This window comes from Massilia sp. BHUDP2 (assembly GCF_046236355.1).
Classification (GTDB): domain Bacteria; phylum Pseudomonadota; class Gammaproteobacteria; order Burkholderiales; family Burkholderiaceae_D; genus Telluria; species Telluria varians.
Window position 1 is genome coordinate 15,229 of record NZ_JBJUVW010000002.1, and the last position, 19,823, is coordinate 35,051.

The window sequence follows — 19,823 nt, forward strand, 5'->3', positions numbered from 1 at the left end:
GGTCCGGATGCCTCCCTGTCAACGTCCGGGGGCCGCCACGCCGTGCTTGCGCCGCGCCTTGGCAATTGCCAGTAGTATTTCCCGACGATGGACCACGTGTCGGCCGCATGGCCGCCCGCACGCACAAGGGAGGAATGGAGCATGGAAAGCGGAGCTAGCACCGCACGATACGAAGTGGCCGACATCATGCGCGGCATTTACGGGGACGGCATCATCGCCTGCCGCGGGGCCTTCAGCCGCGAGCTGATCGGAGAACTGCGCGCCGACATCGACATGCTGTTCGAAGAAGCACTGGCGCGCGAGGGCGGGGCCCTGAACCGCGGCCCGAACCGCTATTACGTCGAGGTGCACCCGGAGCGCCTGCGCTCCTTCGTGACCATCGCCAGCCATCCCTGGGTGGCCGCGGTCTGCAGCGCGGTGCTGGGGCCGGAATGGCGCATCGTCGAAGTGGGCTTCGACGTGCCGGGACCGGGCGCGATGCACCAGCCCTGGCACCGCGACTTCGCCTCGCCGCCGGAAACGGTCCAGGGCCGGCGCCTCAGTTCGCTGGCCTTCAACCTCACCACGGTCGACGTCACCGAGGACATGGGCCCCTTCGAGATCGCCCCGGGCACCCAGTGGGACCTGTACGAGGGCGACCCGATGTTCCCCGACAAGTCGCTGTATCCGCGCTACGAGGCCCTGGCCCAGCGCAAGCTGCCGCAGGTGGGCGACATCTCGGCGCGTTCGGCCCTGACCATCCACCGCGGCACCGCCAACCGCTCGAAGGTCTCGCGCCCGGTGCTGGTGGTGGGCGCCGACGCGCCGGATGCGACCAATGCCATCAAGCACGACCTGCAGCTGTCGCGCGCCTACCATGATAGCCTGCCGGAAGAGCTACGCAGACACCTGAACTGCCGCGTCGTCGAGCAGCTCGTGCCGATCCGGCAGGCGCACACGATCGAGGGCCTGAAGATGGGCGTGACGATGGGTGGCTAAGAGGGGATGGGCCGCCCGCGGCGGCCCTGGGGGGAATTACTCCTTTTCCGGCACGCCCTGCGAGGGCACCGGGGTCTTGAGCGCGTCGGGCAGCGCGTCGGCGATGCCGTTCTCGGGCACCTGTCCAACCCGGCGCGCCTGGTCGGAATGCTGGTCGAGGCTGACTTCCTCGGCCACGTCGAAGCGGCCGTCCTCGGCGCCTTCCTCACCGGGAAGCAGGTTCTCCGAACGCTGCTCCTGGCCGCCGCCGGCGACGGGGTTCGCCTGCGACCGGGCCTGGTCGTTTTCTTCTTGGGGTGCTGGGGCCATGCTGTCCTCCTGTTGACGGTTTTTCATGACCCATTATCGCGCCGCGCCCGCCGGTTGGGCGCACGCTAGTCGCGTCGTTCCTTGCGCGGCAGGTTCTTTTCCACGATCGCCCACACGATCATCCCGTAGGCCAGCACGCGGATCAGGTAGTGCAGCGGCGAATCCTCGCCGGCCTCGTTCAGCACCGCGGAGTAGATGCGGTGCAGGCCCTCGATGAAAAAAGACAGGGCGAACCAGAGGAAGAAGCGGTCGCCGGTATTGCGCCAGAAGCGCAGGAAGAACAGGGCGATGGTGAGCGAAGCCATCGAGATCGCGCCGTACATCATCTGGACCATCGGCTCACTCCTTCTCGTAGATCAGGCCGTACAACAACAGCAGGCATGCCACCAGCGCGCTGATGACCCGCAGCGGCATGAAATCGACATTCGGGAAGACGATCTTGTCGAAGATCAGGAACAGGTTATTGAAAGTCATCACCGCAAAGCACAGGCCGCTCCAGAACAGGAGCCGGTAACGCGTGCGCCGGTAGCTGGCAAACAGCAGCCAGGTACAGGCCAGCGAGGTCAACATGCACAAGGTGTAGATGAGTTCGCCCATTAGGTATCCTTTCGCAGGCGGAAGGCGTCGGCGAACTGCTGCGCCTTGCGGTCGAGAGTGGAATGGATGAGGTTGGTGACGTCCACCAGGTGGCGTGCGTAGAGTTCGGCGAGGCCGTCGATCCGCTCGCGCAGTGCTTCGGACGCAGGGGAATAGCAATAGGAATGCTCGTTCGGCGCAGGGCAGGGCGCGGCCATGCCGGATCGGCACAGCTCGTCGAGGAGTCCCTGGGCGGTGCGCTCGCTGGTGTACAGGCGGCGCGCCAGCGTCTCTCCGCTCCATTGCTGGCCGGGATTCGCGCGCAGCAAGAGCAGTGCCTCGAGGAAGGGCACGGAGGGAATGCTCGTCAAGACAAAACGGCGCAAGTCCTCTGGGATTGGCGGACGGTTCATTCGCTTCGGGTATACTTTCCCAAAAGGAATCTTTTGTTGAGAAAGGCGCAAGTTTATCTCATTCTCGACGGAAAGGCATTTCCAATCGTGCGCGTGCCGGGACGTGTATTGTTTGACCTCCCTCAACGTCGCTCGGCTACAATATGGGCCAACGATTTTTCGGTTCGCCCCATACATCCTCATGTTTCGTTCCACCCTGGCCCGGCTTGTCCGTGCCTGCTTCATCGGCATGCTGCTGGCCGCCGGCGCGGCCCAGGCCGCAAGCTGCCCCGACCATTACCTCGACGGCCGTGCGCCCGAGATACGCAACCCCAAGCTGGCTGCCGCTACCCGCGAGCTGTGCTACAGCGAATTCGGCATCATGCATTCGGGCGTCACCCGCACCGCGCTGTGGTCGGCCGAGCACCTGGCGCCCAGCCAGCTCGAAGCCGCCGAGGGCCTGGACCGCGACAACAAATTCCATCCCGAGCCGCGCCTGCCGCGCGGCCAGCGCGCCGAGCTGTCCGACTATGCGCGCAGCGGCTTCGACCGCGGCCATCTGGCGCCGAACGGCGACATGCCCGACCGCCGCGCCCAGCGCGAAAGCTTCTCGCTGGCGAACATGGTCCCCCAGGATCGCGAGCACAACCGCCACATCTGGGCGCCGATCGAAGGCGCGGTGCGCAAGATGGCCAAGCGCGAAGGTTCCCTGTACGTGATCACCGGCCCGGCCTTCCTCGGCAGCAACCTGCGCAAGGTCGGCAACGTGATCGTGCCGAGCCACCTGTACAAGGTGGTGTACAGTCCGCGCCAGAAGGCCGCCGCCGCCTGGTTCGTCGAGAACCGCGCCGATGCGCCGATCCAGGTGATCCCGGTCGCAGAGCTGGAGCGCATCGTCGGCATCGAACTGCTGCCCTCGCTGAGCCGGCAGCAGAAGGAGCGGATGCTGGCGCTGCCGAAGATCCGCCAGAAGAAGCAACGCAACTGACCGCACCGACCAGGAGAGCGCCATGCCACCGAAGAAACCGTTCAAGCCCTTTGCCAATGAAGCCGACGTCCTCGAGATCGGCAACCTGATGCTGGAGAACCGGCTCGACCGCATCACCATCTCCGGCGACGTCGACCTGACCGCCGACAAGGCCGGGCTGGCGCTGGCGCGCCGCCTCCACGCGCAGCTGGGCGCGGTGGTCGAGGCGCTCGAGGCGCGCGAGCTGCCCGAGCGCCTGCCGCCGCCCGACGTCGAGACTGTCGACAATCCCTTCGCCTGATCCCCCTTCAGGTCGCGGCCGCCCCCCCGGCCGCATAGCACATGAGGGCCCAAGCGGCCCTTACCGTTCCGCACGTCAAAGGTGCGCATGCCCCGGCTGAAAAGGCGTAACCTCGTTTGTCCCTATCCGGCGATACGAGGAGCTGTCCCGATGTCGAGCAATATCCCCGAGAACAAGCAACAGGAAGGCCTGCGCATTCCCGTGATCGAGGAGCAGTTGGCCGTCGGCACCCGTGTCGTCGAGACCGGCCGCGGCGTACGTGTCCACAAGACGGTCAGCGAACAACCGGTCACCATCGACGAGCGCCTCATGCGCGAAGAGGTGGGTGTCCGGCACGTTCCTGTGGACAGGATCGTCGCGCTGGAAGAAGCACCCGCAAGCCGCTACGAAGGCGACACGCTGGTGGTGCCGGTTCTCGAAGAAGTGCTGGTGGTCGAACGCCGCCTGCGCATCAAGGAAGAGCTGCACATCACCCGCGTCCGGCACGAGGAGCACTACCGTGACACCGTTCCACTCAAGGCGGAGCGGGCCGAGGTGGAGCGCTTCGACGACGCCGGGTCGCCGCCCGCATCCGATACCCACCAATGATGGAGGAACGACCATGCAACATACTTTGGTAGCCGTATTCGACAACAACGCCGACGCACGCAGCGCGATGGACGAACTGCTGGCCTCGGGCTTCTCGCGCCAGGACGTGCGCATGTCCGGCGAGACCGGGGCCGGCATCACCGGCAGCTCCAGCACCACCACGACCACGACGGCCACGTCCACCGACACCGACACGGGCATCGGCAGCAGCATCAAGCATTTCTTCAGCGACCTGTTCGGCAGCGACGAGGACGACAGCCGCCGCCTCAGCCGCTACGAGGGCGCCGTCTCCGGCGGCAAATGCGTGATCACCCTGACCGCCGATTCGCTGCCGGAGGTCGAGCGCGCCGCCGACATCGTGGAGCGCTTCGGTCCGATCGACATCGACGAGCACTCGGACAATGTCGGCAAGATGGCGTCCAGTGGCGCCATGCTGCAGGGCAGCCAGAGCGGCATGCAGTCGTACTCGACGTCCACGCAGTCGGCCGCGGCCCAGCAGCAGGGCAGCCTGTCGGGCGCCTCGCTGCAGCGCGACACCGCGATGGAAGCCGGCCGCACCGGCAGCACCCAGTCCATCCCTGTGGTCGAAGAACAGCTGAAGGTGGGCAAGCGCGAAGTCCAGCGTGGCGGCGTGCGCATCTACTCGCGCGTGGTCGAGACCCCGGTCGACGAGACCGTCGGCCTGCGCGAAGAGCACGTGGACGTCCAGCGCCGCGCCGTCGACCAGCCGATCAGCCCGGCCGATGCGACCGCGTTCAAGGAGCAGACCATCGAAATGCGCGAGACCGCGGAAGAAGCGGTGGTCGAGAAATCGGCCCGCATCGTCGAGGAAGTCACGGTCGGCAAGCAGGTCAACGAGCGCCAGGAACAGATCCACGACACCGTGCGCCATACCGAGGTGGACGTGCAGCGCCTGGACGGAACCACGGCACGCTCCGACCTGCGCGACGACGACAGCTATTTCCGCAACCACTTCACCAGCACCTACGGCGCCACCGGTGCATCGTATGACGATTATGCGCCGGCCTACAGCTACGGTTCGCAGATGGCCAGCAGCGGCCGCTACACCGGACGCCAGTGGGACGAGGTCGAATCCGACCTGCGCACCGACTGGGAATCGCGCTACAGCGGCGGCCCTTCGACCTGGGAAAAGATGAAGGCCGCGGTGCGGCACGGCTGGGACCGCATGACCGGCGACACCGGCACCAACCGGACCTACTGAGCCCGCTCACCCGCAGTACGGACGGCGCCTGCGGGCGCCGTTTTCCGTCCTTCCTACTGTCCGGTCAGGCGCGCGCGCGTACGGCCGGGTTTGGAGTAATCTGGTCCCGTGCATTTGCGCGCGGCGGGCTGGCGCGCGAGCTGTCTCGACCTCGTCCTACTCACGCGAGCGGTCCGGGGCCGGATTGTTCGGCAGCCACCCCCGTCACTCACTTTAAGGGAGGAATGACCATGCAACATACTCTTGTAGCGGTGTTCGACAACCGGACCGACGCACAGAATGCGATGAACGAGCTCATGTCCTCGGGCTTCTCGCGTGACGAGGTCAAGCTGAGCAATGCCGACCCGACCGGCATGACCGACAGCGTCACCGGCAGCACCGGCGACACCGGCCGCAGCGACACCCTGGCCGACGGCACCGGGATCGGCATCGGCGCTTCCATCAAGCACTTCTTCACCGACCTGTTCGGCGCCGATAACAGCGAGCATGCCAGCAGGTACGAGGGCGCGGTCACCCGTGGCCACCACGTGCTTACCGTGCGCGCCCAATCCCTGCCGGAAGTCGAACGCGCCGCCGATATCGTCGAACGCTACGGTCCGACCGACATCGACGAGCAGGCATCGGGCGCCGGCGCGATGGGCGCCGGCAGCGGCCTGTCGGAATCGATGCGCATGAGCGGCGCTGGCGGCATGCAGCAATCCTCGCAGATGTCGGCCCAGTCCGGCACCGGCATGAGCGGCAGCACGACGGCCGGCAGCGGCAGCCTCGCGACGGGCCCAGGTGTCGGCGCAGCCACGGGTGCCAGCCAGCAGCTCGACAACCCCGGCGACCGCAAGCTCTTCCAGCAGCAGTCGCTACACCAGGCCGAACCGATGGGAACCACCTACCAGGAACCGATGGGCCAGAGCGGCCTGAGCGCGACTGGCGGCACCTCGCTCCAGGGTTCGACCCTGCAGGAGAACTCGGTGCAGGCCTCGTCGCTGGAAGGCACGCAGAACGACATGTCGATCCGCAGTTCGGGCGGCCAGGGCGGCACCCTGCAGGGCTCCTCGCTGGAAGGATCGGCGATGCAGGGAGGCGCCGGCTCGATGCAGCGCGATACAGCAATGGGCTCCTCGCCGGGCAGCAGCCGCTTTACCGAGACCCAGCGCGGCAGGTCGCGCATCTACTCGCCGGGAGCCACCACGGCAGGCACCGGCAGCGGGCTGGATATCGGCAGCAATTTCTTCGGCGACGATGACGATTACTACCGCAACCACTTCCTGGCCAACTACAGCGGCGAGGACTACGACCGCGTGAAGCCGGCCTACGCCTACGGCTCCGCGATGGCGCGCGACGACAAGTACCGCGGCCGCAAGTGGGACGAGGTCGAGAACGACCTGCGCAGCGACTGGAGCACCCGCAGCGGCGATACCGCCGGCGACACCTGGGACCGCATGAAGGCCGCCGTTCGCCGCGGCTGGGATCGCATGACCAACGACGATGACGACACCATCTACCGCAGCCACTTCAGCAGCACCTACGGCACGACCGGTGGATCGTATGACGAATACGCGCCGGCCTACAGCTACGGCGCCGAAAGCGCACGCAGCGACAAGTACCGCGGCCGCCGCTGGGACGAGGTCGAGAACGACCTGCACAGCGACTGGGACACCCGTAGCGGCAGCACTGCCGGTTCGACCTGGGAAAAGATGAAGTCGGCCGTGCGCCGCGGCTGGGACCGCATGACCCTCGACAAGGACGACGACAGCTACTACCGCAGCCACTACGACACCAATCTGGGGAGCTCGGGCATGGATTACGACAGCGTCAAGCCGGCCTATGCCTACGGTTCCGAGATGCGCAAGAGCGAGCTCTACCGTAATCGTCCGTGGGACGACATCGAGGGCGACCTGGCGCGCGGCTGGGATTCGCGGATCTCCGGCGGCACCGGTGCGACCACCGCGGCCGGCACCGGCGTGGGCGGCGCATGGGAAAGCATGAAGTCGGCGGTCCGCCACGGTTGGGACCGCATGACGGACGACGACGATAACGACCGCGAGTACCGCAGTCACTGGAACGCCACCTACAGCACCTCCAGCGACGCCGGCAGCTATGACGACTACAAGCCGGCCTACGCCTATGGCTCGTCGATGGCCCAGGATCCGAAGTACCGCGGCCGCCAGTGGGGCGAAGTCGAGAACGACCTGCGGACCGACTGGGATACCCGCTACGGCAGCGGTGGCCAGTCGACCTGGGAAAAGATGAAATCGGCGGTGCGCCATGGCTGGGATCGGATGACCTCCTGATCGAACACCATGCCGGGGCGGCCTGATCGCCGCCCACCGTGCAAAGCCCTCCAGGGTCGAACCTGGGGGGCTTTGTTCTTTGCGCCGGCGGGGTATTGGAGTAGGCTGTTTGGTGCAACGGCCATGGGCCGGAGCGGGACGGGCCGGTCGGTACGGCAGCCAGGATTGGCGCGCCCCGGGACTCACCGATTGGGAGGAAGGACCATGCGACATACTCTTGTAGCTGTGTTCGGTAACCGGACCGACGCACAGAACGCGATGAACGAGCTGATAACTTCGGGTTTCCCGCGCGAGGAGCTCACGCTCTCCAACGCCGATCCGACCGGCATGACCGACAGCGCAAGCGGCGCCGGCGGCAGCAGCGCCACCCCGGGAGGCGGCACCGACGCCGGGAATGGCGCCAACCTGAGGCGCGTATTCACCGACCTGTTCGGCGCCGACAACAGCCCGCGCGCCAGCCGGTACGCGGGCGCAGTCACCCGCGGCCACCACGTGCTGGTGGTGCGCGCCGATACGCTGCCGGAAGCCGAGCGCGCCGCCGACATCGTCGAGCGCTTCGGTCCCTCGGACGTCGACGAGGAGGCGCTTCCAGGCAGGCCTCCCGAATCGATGCGCATGGGCGGCGCCGCCAGCATGCAGCAGGCTTCACCGGCGCCGGCGCAGCCGCGCGCAGCAAGCAGGCCGCATCTCGACAACCCGGGCGACGGCATGCTCTTCCAGCAGCATTCGCTGTACCAGTCCGAGCCCACCGGCGGGACCTATCAGGAACCGCTCGGATCAAGCGGGCTCGGCGCGACCGGCAGCACCTCGCTGCACGGCTCGACCTTGCGCGAGAATGCAGGCCACGTCCCCACCTTCGAGGACCTCGAGACGGGCGGCGGCGAATCGATGCAGCGCGAATCCGGCCCGGGCGGTGTGCCCGCGGCGAGCCCGCGCCTTGCCGAGACCCAGCGCGGCCGGTCGCGCATCTATTCGGCGGAACCCGAGCCGCCCGCAGTTGGCGGCAGCGGCCTGGACATCGGCAGCAATTTTTTCGGCGATGACGACGATTACTACCGCAACCATTTCCTGTCCAACTACGGCGGCGAGGACTACGAGCATGTCAAGCCGGCCTACGCCTACGGCGCCGACATGGCGCGCCACGAGAAGTATCACGGTCGCGCGTGGCATGAGGTCGAGAGCGAGCTGCGCCGGGAATGGGAGGCCCTCAACGCAGGGGTGGCCGGTTTGACCTGGGAAAAGATGAAGGCCGCCGTACGCCGCGGCTGGGACCGGATGACGGTGCACCACGACGCCGACAGCTACTATCGCAGCCACTACGACACTCACCTGGGCGGCTCGGGGATGGAGTACGACAGCGTCAAGCCGGCGTACTCGTTCGGCGCCGAGATGCGCAGGAGCAAGCTGTACCGCAATCGCCCGTGGGACGACGTCGAGGGCGACCTGGCGCGCGCCTGGGATGCGCGCCGCGGCACCGGCAAGGGAAGCGCCTGGGATCGCATCAAGGCGGCGGTGCGGCATGGTTGGGAGCGGATCAAGTCATGATCCGCGCCGGGCCCTGGCTGCACAGCGCGGCACTGGGCGAAACAAATCGGCACCCAACGGGGCGCCGATTTCACTACCAGGGCAAGTAGACGATCACATCACTCGGCAAAGGCCTGCGCCGCCGGCGTGATTCGCACCGACTCCGGCTTGACGCCGAGCTTCATCGACCCGATCTGCTGGTCTTCGTCCAGCAGCGCCTGCGGCTTCTTCGCATCGTAGCTGATCGGCGAGAAGGCATCCGTCACCAGCTTGTCCTTCAGGGCGGCCGCGTCCTTGGTGATGATCACCACCGACAGGTTCTTGGCCGACAGGTGCTTCCTGATCGCCGCATTCACGTCGGCGACCGTGAGCTTGGCCAGGCCGTCGCGCATCATGCGCGTGAACTCGGGCGTGCGGTACCACTGGGCGTCGAGCGCATAGCCCAGCTGCTGGTCCTGGGTGGCCGTCATCACGAACACGTTCTTTTCAAGATAGCCGCGGGTGGTCTCGAAGTCCTGCTGCGACAGGCCGTTCTGGATCATCTTGTCCAGCTCGAACAGCGCGGCGCGCAGGGCGAAGTGGCCGTTCTGCGGCGCCACCGGGCGGATCCAGACTTCGAACAGCTGCGCCTTGCGGCCCAGGTTCGGGTTCGGGAAGAACTGGAACATCCCGCGCGGGAAGGCTTCGATGTAGGCGTAGTCGCCGTAGTTCATGCCGCGCTCTTCACGGATGCGCTGGTACAGGCGGGCGCTCGAGGCGCGGTGTTCGCCCAGCCAGGTCTTGGCCAGCCACAGGGCCGGGAAGTCCGGATGCGAGCGGGTCACCTCGATCGGCAGGCCGAAGGAGATCGCGGTGGCGCGGGTGTTCTTCTCGATGATCTCGACGTCCAGGCCGTTCGGCATGCGGCCGCGGATGGCCGGGGTCGGGGCCAGGCCGCCGGCCGCCGGCAGGCGCGCCAGCGCACCCTTCAGGGAGGCGACCATCGCATCGGAGACGTCACCCGAGATGCCGACCCGCACCGCGCCCTGCGTGTACGCCTGGCGGTAGAAGTCCTTGACGTCGTCCAGCGTGATCGCTTCGATGCCCTTGACCGTGCCCAGCACCGGATGGCCGTAGGGCGTGCCGGCGAAGACATTGGCCTGCAGGCGCTCCTTGCCGAATTCCTCTTCGTTGTTGTCCTTCAGGTCCAGCACCAGGGCATTCTTCTGCGCGTCCTTCAGGCGGCGGAAGTCTTCCTCGCGGAAGCCCGGGTCCACCAGCAGCGGCAGGGCGATGCCGAGGTACTGGTCCCAGTTGTCCTTGTGGGTCGAGCCGCTGAAGGTGGTCATTTCCTTGTCGGTCTGCTCGCTGAAGCTGCCGGCCAGCGGGAACAGGGCCTTGGTCACTTCGTCGATCTTGCGCTCGCGCGAGCCGCTCGACGCGACCATGGCCGCGGTCAGCGCCGCCAGGCCTTCCTTGCCCTTGGGGTCGTGCGCCGAGCCGGCCGCGAACAGCAGCTTGAAGCGGATCTGAGGCAGGGCCGATTTCTGGACCAGCACGTCGAACTTGGCCTCGCTCGCCTTCGGCGCGAAGTCGGCCAGCTTGGGCAGGTTCTTGATCTCCGCCGGCAGCGCGTCGTGCGACAGGGTGGTCACCACCATCGACTCGTCCACCAGGTACTTGCGCGCGGCCGCCTGCAGGTCGGCCGGCGTGAGGCTGTCGACCACGCGGTAGTAGCGGTTCAGGGTGTCGTAGGACCGGTTGAAGTGCACGTAGGAGGCCAGGGTAGAGGCGATCGCCTCGGTGTTGTCGAGCGTGCGGATCAGCCCATACTTATTGGCGGATTTCGCATCGGCCAGCGCGGCGGCGGTGACCGGCTCGTTGCGCAGCTTCGCCACGGTCTGTAGGATGGCGTCGCGCACGTACAGCGCATCGGTCGGCTTTTTCACGCGCGCGCCGATGGTGGCCAGGGTCGGGTCGACCCGGTTCGGAACGAAGTCGAACAGCTGGTCGACCTTCTGCTCGTCCTGCACCAGGCGCTTGTACAGCGGCGAGGTACGGCCGAAGGACAGCGACAGCAGCATCGACAGCGCCGCCTGGTCCTTCTGGGTATCGGAAAAGGCCGGCGCGCGGAAGGCCACCGTCACCAGCGGCAGGGTCGGGGTCTGCCAGGCCACGTGGCGGTATTGCGCGCCTTGCGGGGCCGGCTCGACCGGCACGTTCGACTTGAAGCTGCCGCGCTTCCACCCGCCCCAGTATTTTTCGACCATCGCCACCGCCTTGGCCGGCTCGACGTCGCCGGCGATGATCACGGTGGTGCGCTCCGGACGGTACCAGCGGTCGAAGAAGACCTTCGAATACTCGTACTGGTTGGGCATGTCCTCGATGTCCTTCAGGAAGCCCATCGTGGTGTGGCGGTAGGTGTGGGTCGAGAACGCGGCTTCGCGCTGGGTTTCGAACAGCTTCTGCATCGGGTTCGCGCTGTTCTTGTTGTACTCGCCCAGCACGGCGCGCGATTCGGTCTTGAAGGCCTCGACCGGATAGGACAGGTGCTGGAAGCGGTCGGCTTCGACCTTGAGCACGGTATCCAGGTCTTCCTTGGCGAAGGTAGTGTAGTAATTGGTAAGGTCGTCGCTGGTGTAGGCGTTCTGGCGCGCGCCGGCCCGGGTAATGATCTGCTGGTACTTTTCCGGCGGGTAGCTTGGGGTACCGCGGAACATCATGTGCTCGAAGAAGTGGGCGAAGCCCGACTTGCCCGGCTCGACCTCGTTGCGCGAGCCGGTCTGCACCGGGATGTGGACCGACACCAGGTTCGGGAAGCCGGTCGGCACCACGATGACCTTGAGGCCGTTCGGCAAGGTTTTTTCGACTGCCTTGAACGGCAGGACGTCGCCGCCGGCGGTTTTGGCCGCGGGGGCTTGCGCCTTTGGTGCGGCGCCGGCGGCGGGCGCGAACGCCAGCAAGGCGGCCGGCACGAGGGTCGCCAGGACGCTGCGCGACAGGGTGGTTTTCGACACGTTCTCTCCTTTTAGGAATATTGCTATCCGCAAAGGATAGATTATTCGACAAGGAAAGAACAGGGGATTCAGGTATGCATACGTCCCGAACGAGCGGCTAGGCGGCCTCGCTCAGCGGCAGGCTGATGCGGTTGCGGCCCAGGTGCTTGGCCCGGTACAGGGCGGCGTCGGCGGTGGCGACCAGCTGGCTGGCGGTATTGTCCGGACTGGCCAGGGCAGTGGCGGCGCCGATCGACACCGTCACGTGTCGGGTCGGCGCGGTGCAGGGCAGCTGCAGCTGCTCGACCCGGCAGCGGATCCGTTCGGCCACGATGGCGGCGCCCTTGAGCGACTGGTTGGGCAGGATCACCGCGAATTCCTCGCCGCCGTAGCGCGCCACCAGGTCGTTGGCGCGCATCTCGCTGGCCACTGCGCGGGCAATGCGCTTCAGGCATTCGTCCCCGCCCAGGTGGCCGTTGGCATCGTTGTAGGCCTTGAAGTTGTCGACATCGACCATCAGGAGCGACAGCGGCTGCTGCTGGCGCAGGGCGCGCGCCCATTCGGCGTGCAGGGTATCGTCGAAACAGCGGCGGTTGGCCAGGCCGGTCAGTCCGTCGCGCGTGGCCAGCTGTTCCAGCGCCACCTGGGCCATCTTTTCGTCGGTCAGGTCGCGCAGGGTCTCGACCACGGCCGCCAGTTCGCCGTCCGAGCCGAAGATCGGGCTGGCGTCGGCTGCCAGGTAGCGCCGGCGGCCGGCGCGTGGCATGTCGAACCAGCTTTCGATGCACAGGCCGGTAGGCGAAGTGTCGGAGGCGGAGCGCGGCAGGATCTTGCGCACGTCCTCGCTGCGGTTCTGCAGCACCAGGTCGGCCAGGGTAGGGCGGCGGTGTTCGTAGAAGCTGCGCCAATGATCGCCCGTGCCCAGCACTTCGTGGGCCGGGACGCCGGTGAGCTGCTCGCAGGCGCGGTTCCAGATCATGACCCGCGCCTGGGTGTCGAGGACGAAGACCGGAATCGACAGGGACGCCACCAGCTGGCCGACGAACGCCCCATCTTTCACGAGAGCTGTCGGGGCAGGCGCGCTGATGCTGATGCTGGAGCTGTGTGGGCTGATCATGGTCGTCCTCTACGGTTCCGGTCCGGCAGCCGAATTGACTGCCAACACGAAACGATTCTGCTACTGCGCAGGGACGAACTTATTGATTTTCAGCAAGAGCCCTTCCTGCTTGCCCTCACCGCCGGGTTTCACACGGGGGCAGGTATCCGCGTCAGGGGCAGTGTTGCGCACACGACCGTCCCGCCGCGCCGGCCGGGCAGCACCGTCAGGGTACCGCCGAAGGCCTCGGTGCGCTCGCGCATCCCGGCGATACCGCAGCCGCGTGCATCCAGGTGGTCGAGGGCACTTGGCCCGATGCCGTCGTCCTCGATCGTCAGGACGGCCTCGCCGGCCGATTCCACCAGGGTGACGCAGACCATGGTGGCCTGGGCATGACGCGCCACGTTGGACAGCGATTCCTGCAGCACGCGGAACAGCACCGCGTCCTGCTCCGGGTCGCGCCGCTGGTCTTCCTCCAGCCCGTCGCGCCCCGCATCGAAGCGGTAGTCCAGTCCGTGCAGGCGCCCGAAGTCGGCCAGGTGGCGCTCGGCGGCCTGGCGCAAGCTCTGGCCCTTGGCGATCGGGCGCAGGCCGGTCACGAGGGCGCGCACCGAACGGATGGCGGTGTCGAGGTTGCCGATGGCAACCGTCAGCTTGTCGTGCACGGCGGCAGAGGTGCCGCGTACCGCGGCCTGCTGCAGCGCCAGCTCCACCCGCAGCGACAGCAGGCGGTGCCCGAGCTCGTCGTGCAGGTCGCGCGCGATACGGGCACGCTCGGCTTCGCGCACGCTTTCGTGCTGCCGCACCAGGCGGCACAGCACTTCGTGGCTGCCGGCGAGGGCGTCCTCGACGTCGGCATGGGCGCCGCGCTCGGCCTCCAGCTGCTGCTCCAGCGCGCGGATCCGCTCCTGGGTAGCATGGCTGCGCCGCTCCAGCAGCACGGCCAGGGCGATGGTGGCCAGCGTCACCATGGCGGCAGCCATCATCTCCGGCGGCGCGCCGCGCAGCGGCAGCGGCATGGCGGCGCTGGCCGGAGCGCTGCATGCCAGGGCGCCGAGCGCTGAGGCAAATGCTGAAAATCGGACTAGGAATGAGGTGGGCTTGTTCATAGCATCCTTCTGACTCGCATTCGGAAGATTCCGTATGAAGGTACACCTGAGTCCGACAGGCAATATTGCTCATCCTCAATGCATGGGCGCCTGGCCCACGGGGCGCCGGCGGCGCGTTATAATGGAGGGTTGACGAGAGGCTTACCGTGACTTACAGCATCAAAGAGATCTTCTACACCCTGCAGGGCGAAGGCGCCCATGCGGGGCGCCCGGCCGTGTTCTGCCGCTTTTCGGGCTGCAACCTGTGGACCGGCCGCGAAGCCGACCGCGCCACGGCCGTCTGCACCTTCTGCGACACCGACTTCGTCGGCACCGATGGCGAACGCGGCGGCAAGTTCCGGACGCCCGAGCTGCTCGCGGCCGAGATCGACGGCCTGTGGCCGGCCGCCCATGCAGCCAGCAAGTACGTGGTCTTCACCGGCGGCGAGCCGCTGCTGCAGCTGAACCGGGCGCTGATCGACGCCATGCACGCGCGCGGCTTCACGATCGCCATCGAGACCAACGGCACCCTGCCGGTCCCGGAAGGCGTGGACTGGATCTGCGTCAGCCCCAAGATGGGCGCCGAGCTGGTGGTCGCGAAGGGCAACGAGATCAAGGTGGTGATTCCCCAGGCGGGCCAGGACCTGTCCGCCTACGAGGGGCTCGACTTCGAGAACTTCTACGTGCAGCCGATGGACGGCCCGCTCGCCGCGCAGAATACGCGTTTGGCGATCGAGACCTGCCGCCGCAACCCCAAGTGGAAGCTGAGCCTGCAGACCCACAAACTCCTCCAGATCCCCTGAATCATTGCTGACCCGATGTTAACTATCACCCGCAAGCTGGAATTCGATGCCGGCCATCGTATTCCCGACCACAAGAGCCAGTGCCGCAACCTGCACGGCCACCGCTACACCCTCGAGATCACCCTGACCGGGGACGTCATCGATGTTGAAGGAAATTCCGACAACGGCATGATCATGGATTTCTCCGACGTCAAGACCCTGGCGAAGCAGCACCTCGTCGACGTGTGGGACCATGCCTTCCTGGTGTACGAAAAGGACGATAGGGTGCGCGATTTCCTGGCCTCGCTGCCCGGCCACAAGACCGTGGTGATCGACTGCATCCCGACCGTGGAGAACCTGGCGCGCGTCGCCTTCAACATCCTCAAGACGGTGTTCACCGACCGTTACGGCACCGGCCTGCGCCTGCACAAGCTGGTGCTGCACGAAACCCCGAATTGCTGGGCCGAAGTGACCGATGTCTGACCGCTACATGGGGCTGGCCCTGGAGCAGGCCAGGCTGGCCTGGGCCGAGGGCGAAGTGCCGGTGGGGGCGGTGGTGGTCAAGGACGGTGAAGTGATCGCCACCGGCTACAACCAGCCGATCGGCCGCCATGATCCCACCGCCCACGCCGAGATCGTCGCGCTGCGCGCCGCCGCCGACAAGCTCGGCAACTACCGCCTGCCGGGCTGCGAACTCTACGTCACGCTCGAGCCCTGCATCATGTGCTCGGGTGCGATGATGCATGCGCGCCTGGCGCGCGTGATCTATGCCGCTGTGGATCCGAAGACCGGCGCCTGCGGCTCCGTCCTCAACCTGTTCGAAGAAGAGCGTCTCAACCACCATACCGAGGTGCAGGGAGGCGTGATGGCCGACGAGGCGAGCAGCCTGTTGCGGGCCTTCTTCGCCGAGCGCCGGGCCGCGGCGCGCAAGCTTCCCGCATCTGGCTAGGCAGGGGCCGCCTTGCTGTTGGGCGTAAGACAAGTCGTACGCCCGCACGAGCGCCTGCCCCCCGTTGAAAGTGATATGCTGTTTGCAAGCCGTCCGGAGGTTTTTTCCTCCATGCGGCGAGCCAACCCTGTCGCTTGAAGAGCCGATGCCGCCTTGCGCGGCGCCGGCATGCCGCCATGCCCACGCTGAACGCCAACGGAATCCGCATCGCCTTCGACACCGCAGGCGACCCCAAGGCCCCACCGCTGCTGCTGGTGCATGGGCTCGGCATGCAGCTGACCGCCTGGCCCGACGAATTCGTCGAAGGCTTGGTCGAGCTCGGCTTCTACGTGATCCGCTTCGACAACCGCGATTGCGGCCTGTCCACCAAGTTCGAGCAGGCCGGCGTCCCTAACCTGATGCTGGCCTCGATCAAGGCCAGGCTCGGCTGGCCGTTGCACGCCCCCTACCGCCTGGAAGACATGGCCGAAGATGCGATCGGGGTGCTGTCGGCCCTCGGCGTGGCGCGCGCCCACGTGGTCGGGATCTCGATGGGCGGCATGATTGCCCAGATCCTGGCGGCGCGTTACCCGCAGCGCATCCTGAGCCTGACCTCGATCATGTCGAGCAGCTGCCGCCGCGGCTTGCCCGGCCCCGAGAAAAAGATCAGCAGCCTGCTGGCCCGGCGTCCGGCCGACCCCGGCGACATCGAGAGCATCGTCGACCACGGCGTCAGTGTCATGCGCGCCATCGGCAGCCCGTCCTACCCGACCCCGGACAAGGCCTTGCGCAAGCGCGTCGCCCGCTCGGTGCGCCGCAGCTATTGCCCCGGCGGCGTAGCGCGCCAGATGATGGCGATCGCGGCCTCGGGCGACCGCTGCGCGCTCCTGCGCACGATCACCGCGCCCACGCTCGTGATCCATGGCGCCAACGACCCGCTGGTGCCGCTCGCCTGCGGCGAAGACACGGCCAGCCGCATCCCCGGCGCCCGCCTCGAAGTCATCCAGGGCATGGGCCACGACCTCCCGCCGCAGCTGGTCGAGCGGCTCCTTGCCTTGATCGATGCCCACGCCAGGGGTAAGATGTTGCCAGACTCAACACCTCGGCTCTTCGTCAAACAGTGATCACCCAACAAATCGGCATCGCCATCGTGGCCCCGGCCGGCCAGGCGCTCGACCCGTGCGCGGTCGACCGCGGCATCGCCCGCCTCGAGCAGCAGGGCTGCCTCGTCCATAACTATTACGACCACGCCGGCATCCACGAACGCTTCGGCGGCACCGACCAGGGCCGCCTGGACCAGCTCGCCGCCGCGATCGCCGACCCGGAGGTGCAGATCATCATGGCCCTGCGCGGCGGCTACGGCACCACCCGCCTGCTGCCGCACATCGATTTCGAGGCGATCGCCGCCAGCGGCAAGCTGGTGGTCGGCTTTTCCGACGTCACGGCCATCCACATGGGCCTGATGGCGCGCACCGGGGCGCTCAGCTACGCCGGCCCGATGATCGCGGGCGACTTCGGCGCCCGCGAACCGGTGCAGTTCACGCTTGACGACTTCTGGCAGTGCCTGGAGGGGCCGACCCACACCATCAGCGAATGCGCGACTGGGAACCCCTGCATCGAGGAAGCGGGCACGGTGTGGGGCGGCAACCTGGCGATGATCGTCTCGCTGCTGGGCACCCCGTATTTCCCGCGCATCGACGGCGGCATCCTGTATCTGGAAGATATCGGCGAACACCCTTACCGGGTCGAGCGCATGCTGCTCCAGCTGCACCAGGCCGGCGTACTGGAACGCCAGCGCGCGGTGGTGCTGGGCGACTTTTCCGGCTACAAGCTGGCGCCGAACGACAACGGCTACGATTTCGACACCATGTTGGCCCACCTGCGCGCCACGCTGCCGGTTCCGCTCATCCAGGGCCTGAGCTTCGGACACATTCCGCGCCGGGTGACGATTCCTTTCGGCGCCCAGGGGCGCCTGGTGTCGCGCGACGACGGCTTCACACTGTCCCTGTCGGATTATCCGACGCTACGCCAGGCCGGCCACTGCGGCTGATCCGTCCGCGCGTACTTGTCCTCGACGGCGCACGCGGGTGCGCCGTTTTGCCATGTCGGCCGCAGCGATTCGCCCTCCAGGCCCCGCGATGGTAGAATCGCGGGTTATCCGGCAACACCGTTGCTAACTCCGCTTCTAAAGGTTTCCTAGTGCTATCCACTGCCAATATCACGATGCAATTCGGCGCCAAGCCGCTGTTCGAGAACATCTCCGTCAAGTTCGGCGAAGGCAACCGTTACGGCCTGATCGGTGCGAACGGTTGCGGCAAGTCGACGTTCATGAAGATCCTCGGCGGCGACCTGGAGCCCTCGGCCGGCAACGTCAGCCTCGACCCGGGTGAGCGCCTCGGTAAACTCCGCCAGGACCAGTTCGCCTACGAAGACGTGCGCGTGCTGGACGTCGTCATGATGGGCCACACCGAACTGTGGAACGCCATCTCCGAGCGCGACGCGATCTACGCGAACCCGGAAGCGACCGACGAAGACTACATGAAAGCCGCCGAGCTCGAAGGCAAGGTCGCCGAGTACGACGGCTACTCGGCCGAAGCGCGCGCCGGCGAGCTGCTGCTCGGCCTGGACATCGCCAGCGACCTGCACCAGGGTCCGATGAGCGCCGTGGCGCCGGGCTGGAAGCTGCGCGTGCTGCTGGCCCAGGCCCTGTTCTCGAATCCGGACATCCTGCTGCTGGACGAACCGACCAACAACCTGGACATCAACACGATCCGCTGGCTGGAAGACATCCTCAACCAGCGCAACTCGACGATGATCATCATTTCGCACGATCGCCACTTCCTGAACCAGGTCTGCACCCACGTGGCCGACATGGACTACGGCACCCTGAAGATCTACCCGGGCAACTACGACGACTACATGCTGGCTTCGACCCAGGCACGCAACCAGCAGCTGGCGAATAATGCGAAGGCGAAGGAAAAGGTCGCCGAACTGCAGGACTTCGTGCGCCGCTTCTCGGCCAACAAGTCCAAGGCGCGCCAGGCGACCTCGCGCGCCAAGATGATCGACAAGATCAAGATCGAGGAATTCAAGCCGTCCTCGCGCGCCTATCCGTTCGTGCGCTTCGAAGGCGAGAAGAAGCTGCACCGCCTGGCGGTGGAGACCGAAGGCCTGTCGAAAGCCTACGACCGCCAGCTGTTCAAGAACTTCTCGATCATGGTCGAGGCAGGCGAGCGCATCGCGATCATCGGCGCCAACGGCGCCGGCAAGACCACGCTGCTGCGCTGCATCGGCGGCGCCGAGATCACCGGCCTGGACGCCGACAACGGCCGCGTGAAATGGGCCGAGAACGCCGACGTCGGCTACATGCCGCAGGATCCGACCGAGGAATTCGCCGGCGGCGAGAACCTCACCGACTGGATGGGTCAGTGGACCAAGGAAGGCGACGACGACCAGGCCGTGCGCTCGATCCTGGGCCGCCTGCTGTTCGGCGGAGACGAAGTCAAGAAGTCGGTCAAGGTGCTGTCCGGCGGCGAGAAGGGCCGCATGATGTACGGCAAGCTGATGCTGGGCCGCCACAACGTGCTGCTGCTGGACGAACCGACCAACCACATGGACATGGAGTCGATCGAGTCGCTCAACATCGCCCTCGACAAGTATGCCGGCACCATGATCTTCGTTTCGCATGACCGCGAGTTCGTGTCCTCGCTGGCCACCCGCATCCTCGAGATCCGCGAGAACGAGATCATCGACTTCCGCGGCAACTACGAAGAGTACCTGACGAGCCAGGGCATCGCCTGATAGGAGAC

Annotated in this window: 20 protein-coding genes; 13 read left to right on the forward strand and 7 right to left on the reverse strand. The window is 66.5% G+C overall.

The window, feature by feature from the left end:
• Nucleotides 1-141: 141 nt before the first annotated feature.
• The gene (locus ACK6C6_RS10825) at nt 142-978 is read left to right on the forward strand and encodes a phytanoyl-CoA dioxygenase family protein (RefSeq protein WP_036212579.1); all 837 of its coding nucleotides are present in this window, start codon (nt 142-144) and stop codon (nt 976-978) included.
• Between the two features lie 36 nt (nt 979-1,014).
• On the opposite strand, the gene ACK6C6_RS10830 is transcribed toward ACK6C6_RS10825, so the two are convergent.
• From ACK6C6_RS10830 to ACK6C6_RS10845, 4 genes are all read right to left on the reverse strand, one after another.
• The gene (locus ACK6C6_RS10830; RefSeq protein WP_409267331.1) at nt 1,015-1,287 is read right to left on the reverse strand and encodes a hypothetical protein; all 273 of its coding nucleotides are present in this window, start codon (nt 1,285-1,287) and stop codon (nt 1,015-1,017) included.
• 65 nt (nt 1,288-1,352) lie between these two features.
• The gene (locus ACK6C6_RS10835) at nt 1,353-1,622 is read right to left on the reverse strand and encodes a DUF5985 family protein (RefSeq protein WP_209586635.1); all 270 of its coding nucleotides are present in this window, start codon (nt 1,620-1,622) and stop codon (nt 1,353-1,355) included.
• Nucleotides 1,623-1,626: 4 nt separating this feature from the next.
• A complete protein-coding gene (locus tag ACK6C6_RS10840) occupies nt 1,627-1,884 on the reverse strand; it encodes a DUF5985 family protein (protein ID WP_027864053.1) in 258 nt (85 codons plus the stop codon).
• A complete protein-coding gene (locus ACK6C6_RS10845; RefSeq protein WP_409267332.1) occupies nt 1,884-2,234 on the reverse strand; it encodes a hypothetical protein in 351 nt (116 codons plus the stop codon). The genes ACK6C6_RS10840 and ACK6C6_RS10845 overlap by 1 nt, the downstream gene beginning before the upstream one ends.
• A 223-nt stretch (nt 2,235-2,457) precedes the next feature.
• Here ACK6C6_RS10845 and ACK6C6_RS10850 point away from each other — a divergent pair, with 223 nt between their 5' ends.
• The 6 genes from ACK6C6_RS10850 to ACK6C6_RS10875 all read left to right on the forward strand — a co-directional run bounded on the left by ACK6C6_RS10850 (nt 2,458) and on the right by ACK6C6_RS10875 (nt 9,166).
• A complete protein-coding gene (locus ACK6C6_RS10850; protein ID WP_409267333.1) occupies nt 2,458-3,243 on the forward strand; it encodes a DNA/RNA non-specific endonuclease in 786 nt (261 codons plus the stop codon).
• A gap of 22 nt (nt 3,244-3,265) precedes the next feature.
• On the forward strand, nt 3,266-3,523 hold the full coding sequence (locus ACK6C6_RS10855; RefSeq protein WP_209586638.1) for a hypothetical protein: 258 nt from the start codon (nt 3,266-3,268) through the stop codon (nt 3,521-3,523).
• A 150-nt stretch (nt 3,524-3,673) separates the two neighbouring features.
• Nucleotides 3,674-4,111 (forward strand): DUF2382 domain-containing protein, encoded by a 438-nt coding sequence (locus ACK6C6_RS10860; RefSeq protein WP_409267334.1) that lies wholly within the window; start codon nt 3,674-3,676, stop codon nt 4,109-4,111.
• A 13-nt stretch (nt 4,112-4,124) separates the two neighbouring features.
• Nucleotides 4,125-5,333 carry a YsnF/AvaK domain-containing protein gene (locus ACK6C6_RS10865; protein WP_409267335.1) on the forward strand — a complete coding sequence of 403 codons (1,209 nt, stop codon included), beginning with the start codon at nt 4,125-4,127 and terminating at the stop codon, nt 5,331-5,333.
• A 230-nt stretch (nt 5,334-5,563) separates the two neighbouring features.
• Nucleotides 5,564-7,621: a hypothetical protein gene (locus ACK6C6_RS10870; RefSeq protein ID WP_409267336.1), complete on the forward strand. Its 2,058-nt coding sequence runs from the start codon at nt 5,564-5,566 to the stop codon at nt 7,619-7,621.
• 204 nt (nt 7,622-7,825) lie between these two features.
• A complete protein-coding gene (locus tag ACK6C6_RS10875; RefSeq protein ID WP_409267337.1) occupies nt 7,826-9,166 on the forward strand; it encodes a hypothetical protein in 1,341 nt (446 codons plus the stop codon).
• 98 nt (nt 9,167-9,264) lie between these two features.
• Here the strand turns inward: ACK6C6_RS10875 and ACK6C6_RS10880 are convergent, their stop codons facing one another.
• The 3 genes from ACK6C6_RS10880 to ACK6C6_RS10890 all read right to left on the reverse strand — a co-directional run bounded on the left by ACK6C6_RS10880 (nt 9,265) and on the right by ACK6C6_RS10890 (nt 14,235).
• Nucleotides 9,265-12,141: a M16 family metallopeptidase gene (locus ACK6C6_RS10880; protein WP_409267338.1), complete on the reverse strand. Its 2,877-nt coding sequence runs from the start codon at nt 12,139-12,141 to the stop codon at nt 9,265-9,267.
• 97 nt (nt 12,142-12,238) lie between these two features.
• Nucleotides 12,239-13,237 carry a diguanylate cyclase gene (locus tag ACK6C6_RS10885; protein ID WP_081925982.1) on the reverse strand — a complete coding sequence of 333 codons (999 nt, stop codon included), beginning with the start codon at nt 13,235-13,237 and terminating at the stop codon, nt 12,239-12,241.
• 128 nt (nt 13,238-13,365) lie between these two features.
• The gene (locus tag ACK6C6_RS10890; RefSeq protein WP_409267339.1) at nt 13,366-14,235 is read right to left on the reverse strand and encodes a sensor histidine kinase; all 870 of its coding nucleotides are present in this window, start codon (nt 14,233-14,235) and stop codon (nt 13,366-13,368) included.
• A gap of 236 nt (nt 14,236-14,471) precedes the next feature.
• On the opposite strand from ACK6C6_RS10890, the gene queE reads away from it, so the two are divergent.
• The 6 genes from queE to ACK6C6_RS10920 all read left to right on the forward strand — a co-directional run bounded on the left by queE (nt 14,472) and on the right by ACK6C6_RS10920 (nt 19,815).
• Nucleotides 14,472-15,107 carry a 7-carboxy-7-deazaguanine synthase gene (gene queE / locus ACK6C6_RS10895; protein ID WP_409267340.1) on the forward strand — a complete coding sequence of 212 codons (636 nt, stop codon included), beginning with the start codon at nt 14,472-14,474 and terminating at the stop codon, nt 15,105-15,107.
• Between the two features lie 15 nt (nt 15,108-15,122).
• The gene (gene queD / locus ACK6C6_RS10900) at nt 15,123-15,569 is read left to right on the forward strand and encodes a 6-carboxytetrahydropterin synthase QueD (protein ID WP_409267341.1); all 447 of its coding nucleotides are present in this window, start codon (nt 15,123-15,125) and stop codon (nt 15,567-15,569) included.
• Nucleotides 15,562-16,035 carry a tRNA adenosine(34) deaminase TadA gene (gene tadA / locus ACK6C6_RS10905; RefSeq protein WP_409267342.1) on the forward strand — a complete coding sequence of 158 codons (474 nt, stop codon included), beginning with the start codon at nt 15,562-15,564 and terminating at the stop codon, nt 16,033-16,035. The genes queD and tadA overlap by 8 nt, the downstream gene beginning before the upstream one ends.
• A 176-nt stretch (nt 16,036-16,211) precedes the next feature.
• Entirely contained in the window at nt 16,212-17,138 is a 927-nt protein-coding gene (locus ACK6C6_RS10910; RefSeq protein ID WP_409267343.1) for an alpha/beta fold hydrolase, read from the forward strand.
• Nucleotides 17,135-18,064: a muramoyltetrapeptide carboxypeptidase gene (gene ldcA / locus ACK6C6_RS10915; protein WP_409267344.1), complete on the forward strand. Its 930-nt coding sequence runs from the start codon at nt 17,135-17,137 to the stop codon at nt 18,062-18,064. The genes ACK6C6_RS10910 and ldcA overlap by 4 nt, the downstream gene beginning before the upstream one ends.
• 149 nt (nt 18,065-18,213) lie before the next feature.
• Nucleotides 18,214-19,815, forward strand: coding sequence for an ABC-F family ATPase (locus tag ACK6C6_RS10920; RefSeq protein WP_409267345.1), 1,602 nt, complete (start codon nt 18,214-18,216; stop codon nt 19,813-19,815).
• Nucleotides 19,816-19,823 lie beyond the last annotated feature (8 nt).

Excerpts from the sequence above, each read along its gene's own strand:
- ACK6C6_RS10855 (WP_209586638.1), top strand. The coding sequence starts at position 3,266 with ATGCCACCGAAGAAACCGTTCAAGCCCTTTGCCAATGAAGCCGACGTC.
- ACK6C6_RS10850 (WP_409267333.1), top strand. The coding sequence starts at position 2,458 with ATGTTTCGTTCCACCCTGGCCCGGCTTGTCCGTGCCTGCTTCATCGGC.
- ACK6C6_RS10825 (WP_036212579.1), top strand. The coding sequence starts at position 142 with ATGGAAAGCGGAGCTAGCACCGCACGATACGAAGTGGCCGACATCATG.
- tadA (WP_409267342.1), top strand. The coding sequence starts at position 15,562 with ATGTCTGACCGCTACATGGGGCTGGCCCTGGAGCAGGCCAGGCTGGCC.
- ACK6C6_RS10885 (WP_081925982.1), bottom strand. The coding sequence starts at position 13,237 with ATGATCAGCCCACACAGCTCCAGCATCAGCATCAGCGCGCCTGCCCCG.
- ACK6C6_RS10890 (WP_409267339.1), bottom strand. The coding sequence starts at position 14,235 with ATGCCGCTGCCGCTGCGCGGCGCGCCGCCGGAGATGATGGCTGCCGCC.
- ACK6C6_RS10870 (WP_409267336.1), top strand. The coding sequence starts at position 5,564 with ATGCAACATACTCTTGTAGCGGTGTTCGACAACCGGACCGACGCACAG.
- ACK6C6_RS10860 (WP_409267334.1), top strand. The coding sequence starts at position 3,674 with ATGTCGAGCAATATCCCCGAGAACAAGCAACAGGAAGGCCTGCGCATT.
- ACK6C6_RS10875 (WP_409267337.1), top strand. The coding sequence starts at position 7,826 with ATGCGACATACTCTTGTAGCTGTGTTCGGTAACCGGACCGACGCACAG.
- ACK6C6_RS10835 (WP_209586635.1), bottom strand. The coding sequence starts at position 1,622 with ATGGTCCAGATGATGTACGGCGCGATCTCGATGGCTTCGCTCACCATC.
- ACK6C6_RS10830 (WP_409267331.1), bottom strand. The coding sequence starts at position 1,287 with ATGGCCCCAGCACCCCAAGAAGAAAACGACCAGGCCCGGTCGCAGGCG.
- ACK6C6_RS10840 (WP_027864053.1), bottom strand. The coding sequence starts at position 1,884 with ATGGGCGAACTCATCTACACCTTGTGCATGTTGACCTCGCTGGCCTGT.
- ACK6C6_RS10865 (WP_409267335.1), top strand. The coding sequence starts at position 4,125 with ATGCAACATACTTTGGTAGCCGTATTCGACAACAACGCCGACGCACGC.
- queD (WP_409267341.1), top strand. The coding sequence starts at position 15,123 with ATGTTAACTATCACCCGCAAGCTGGAATTCGATGCCGGCCATCGTATT.
- ACK6C6_RS10910 (WP_409267343.1), top strand. The coding sequence starts at position 16,212 with ATGCCCACGCTGAACGCCAACGGAATCCGCATCGCCTTCGACACCGCA.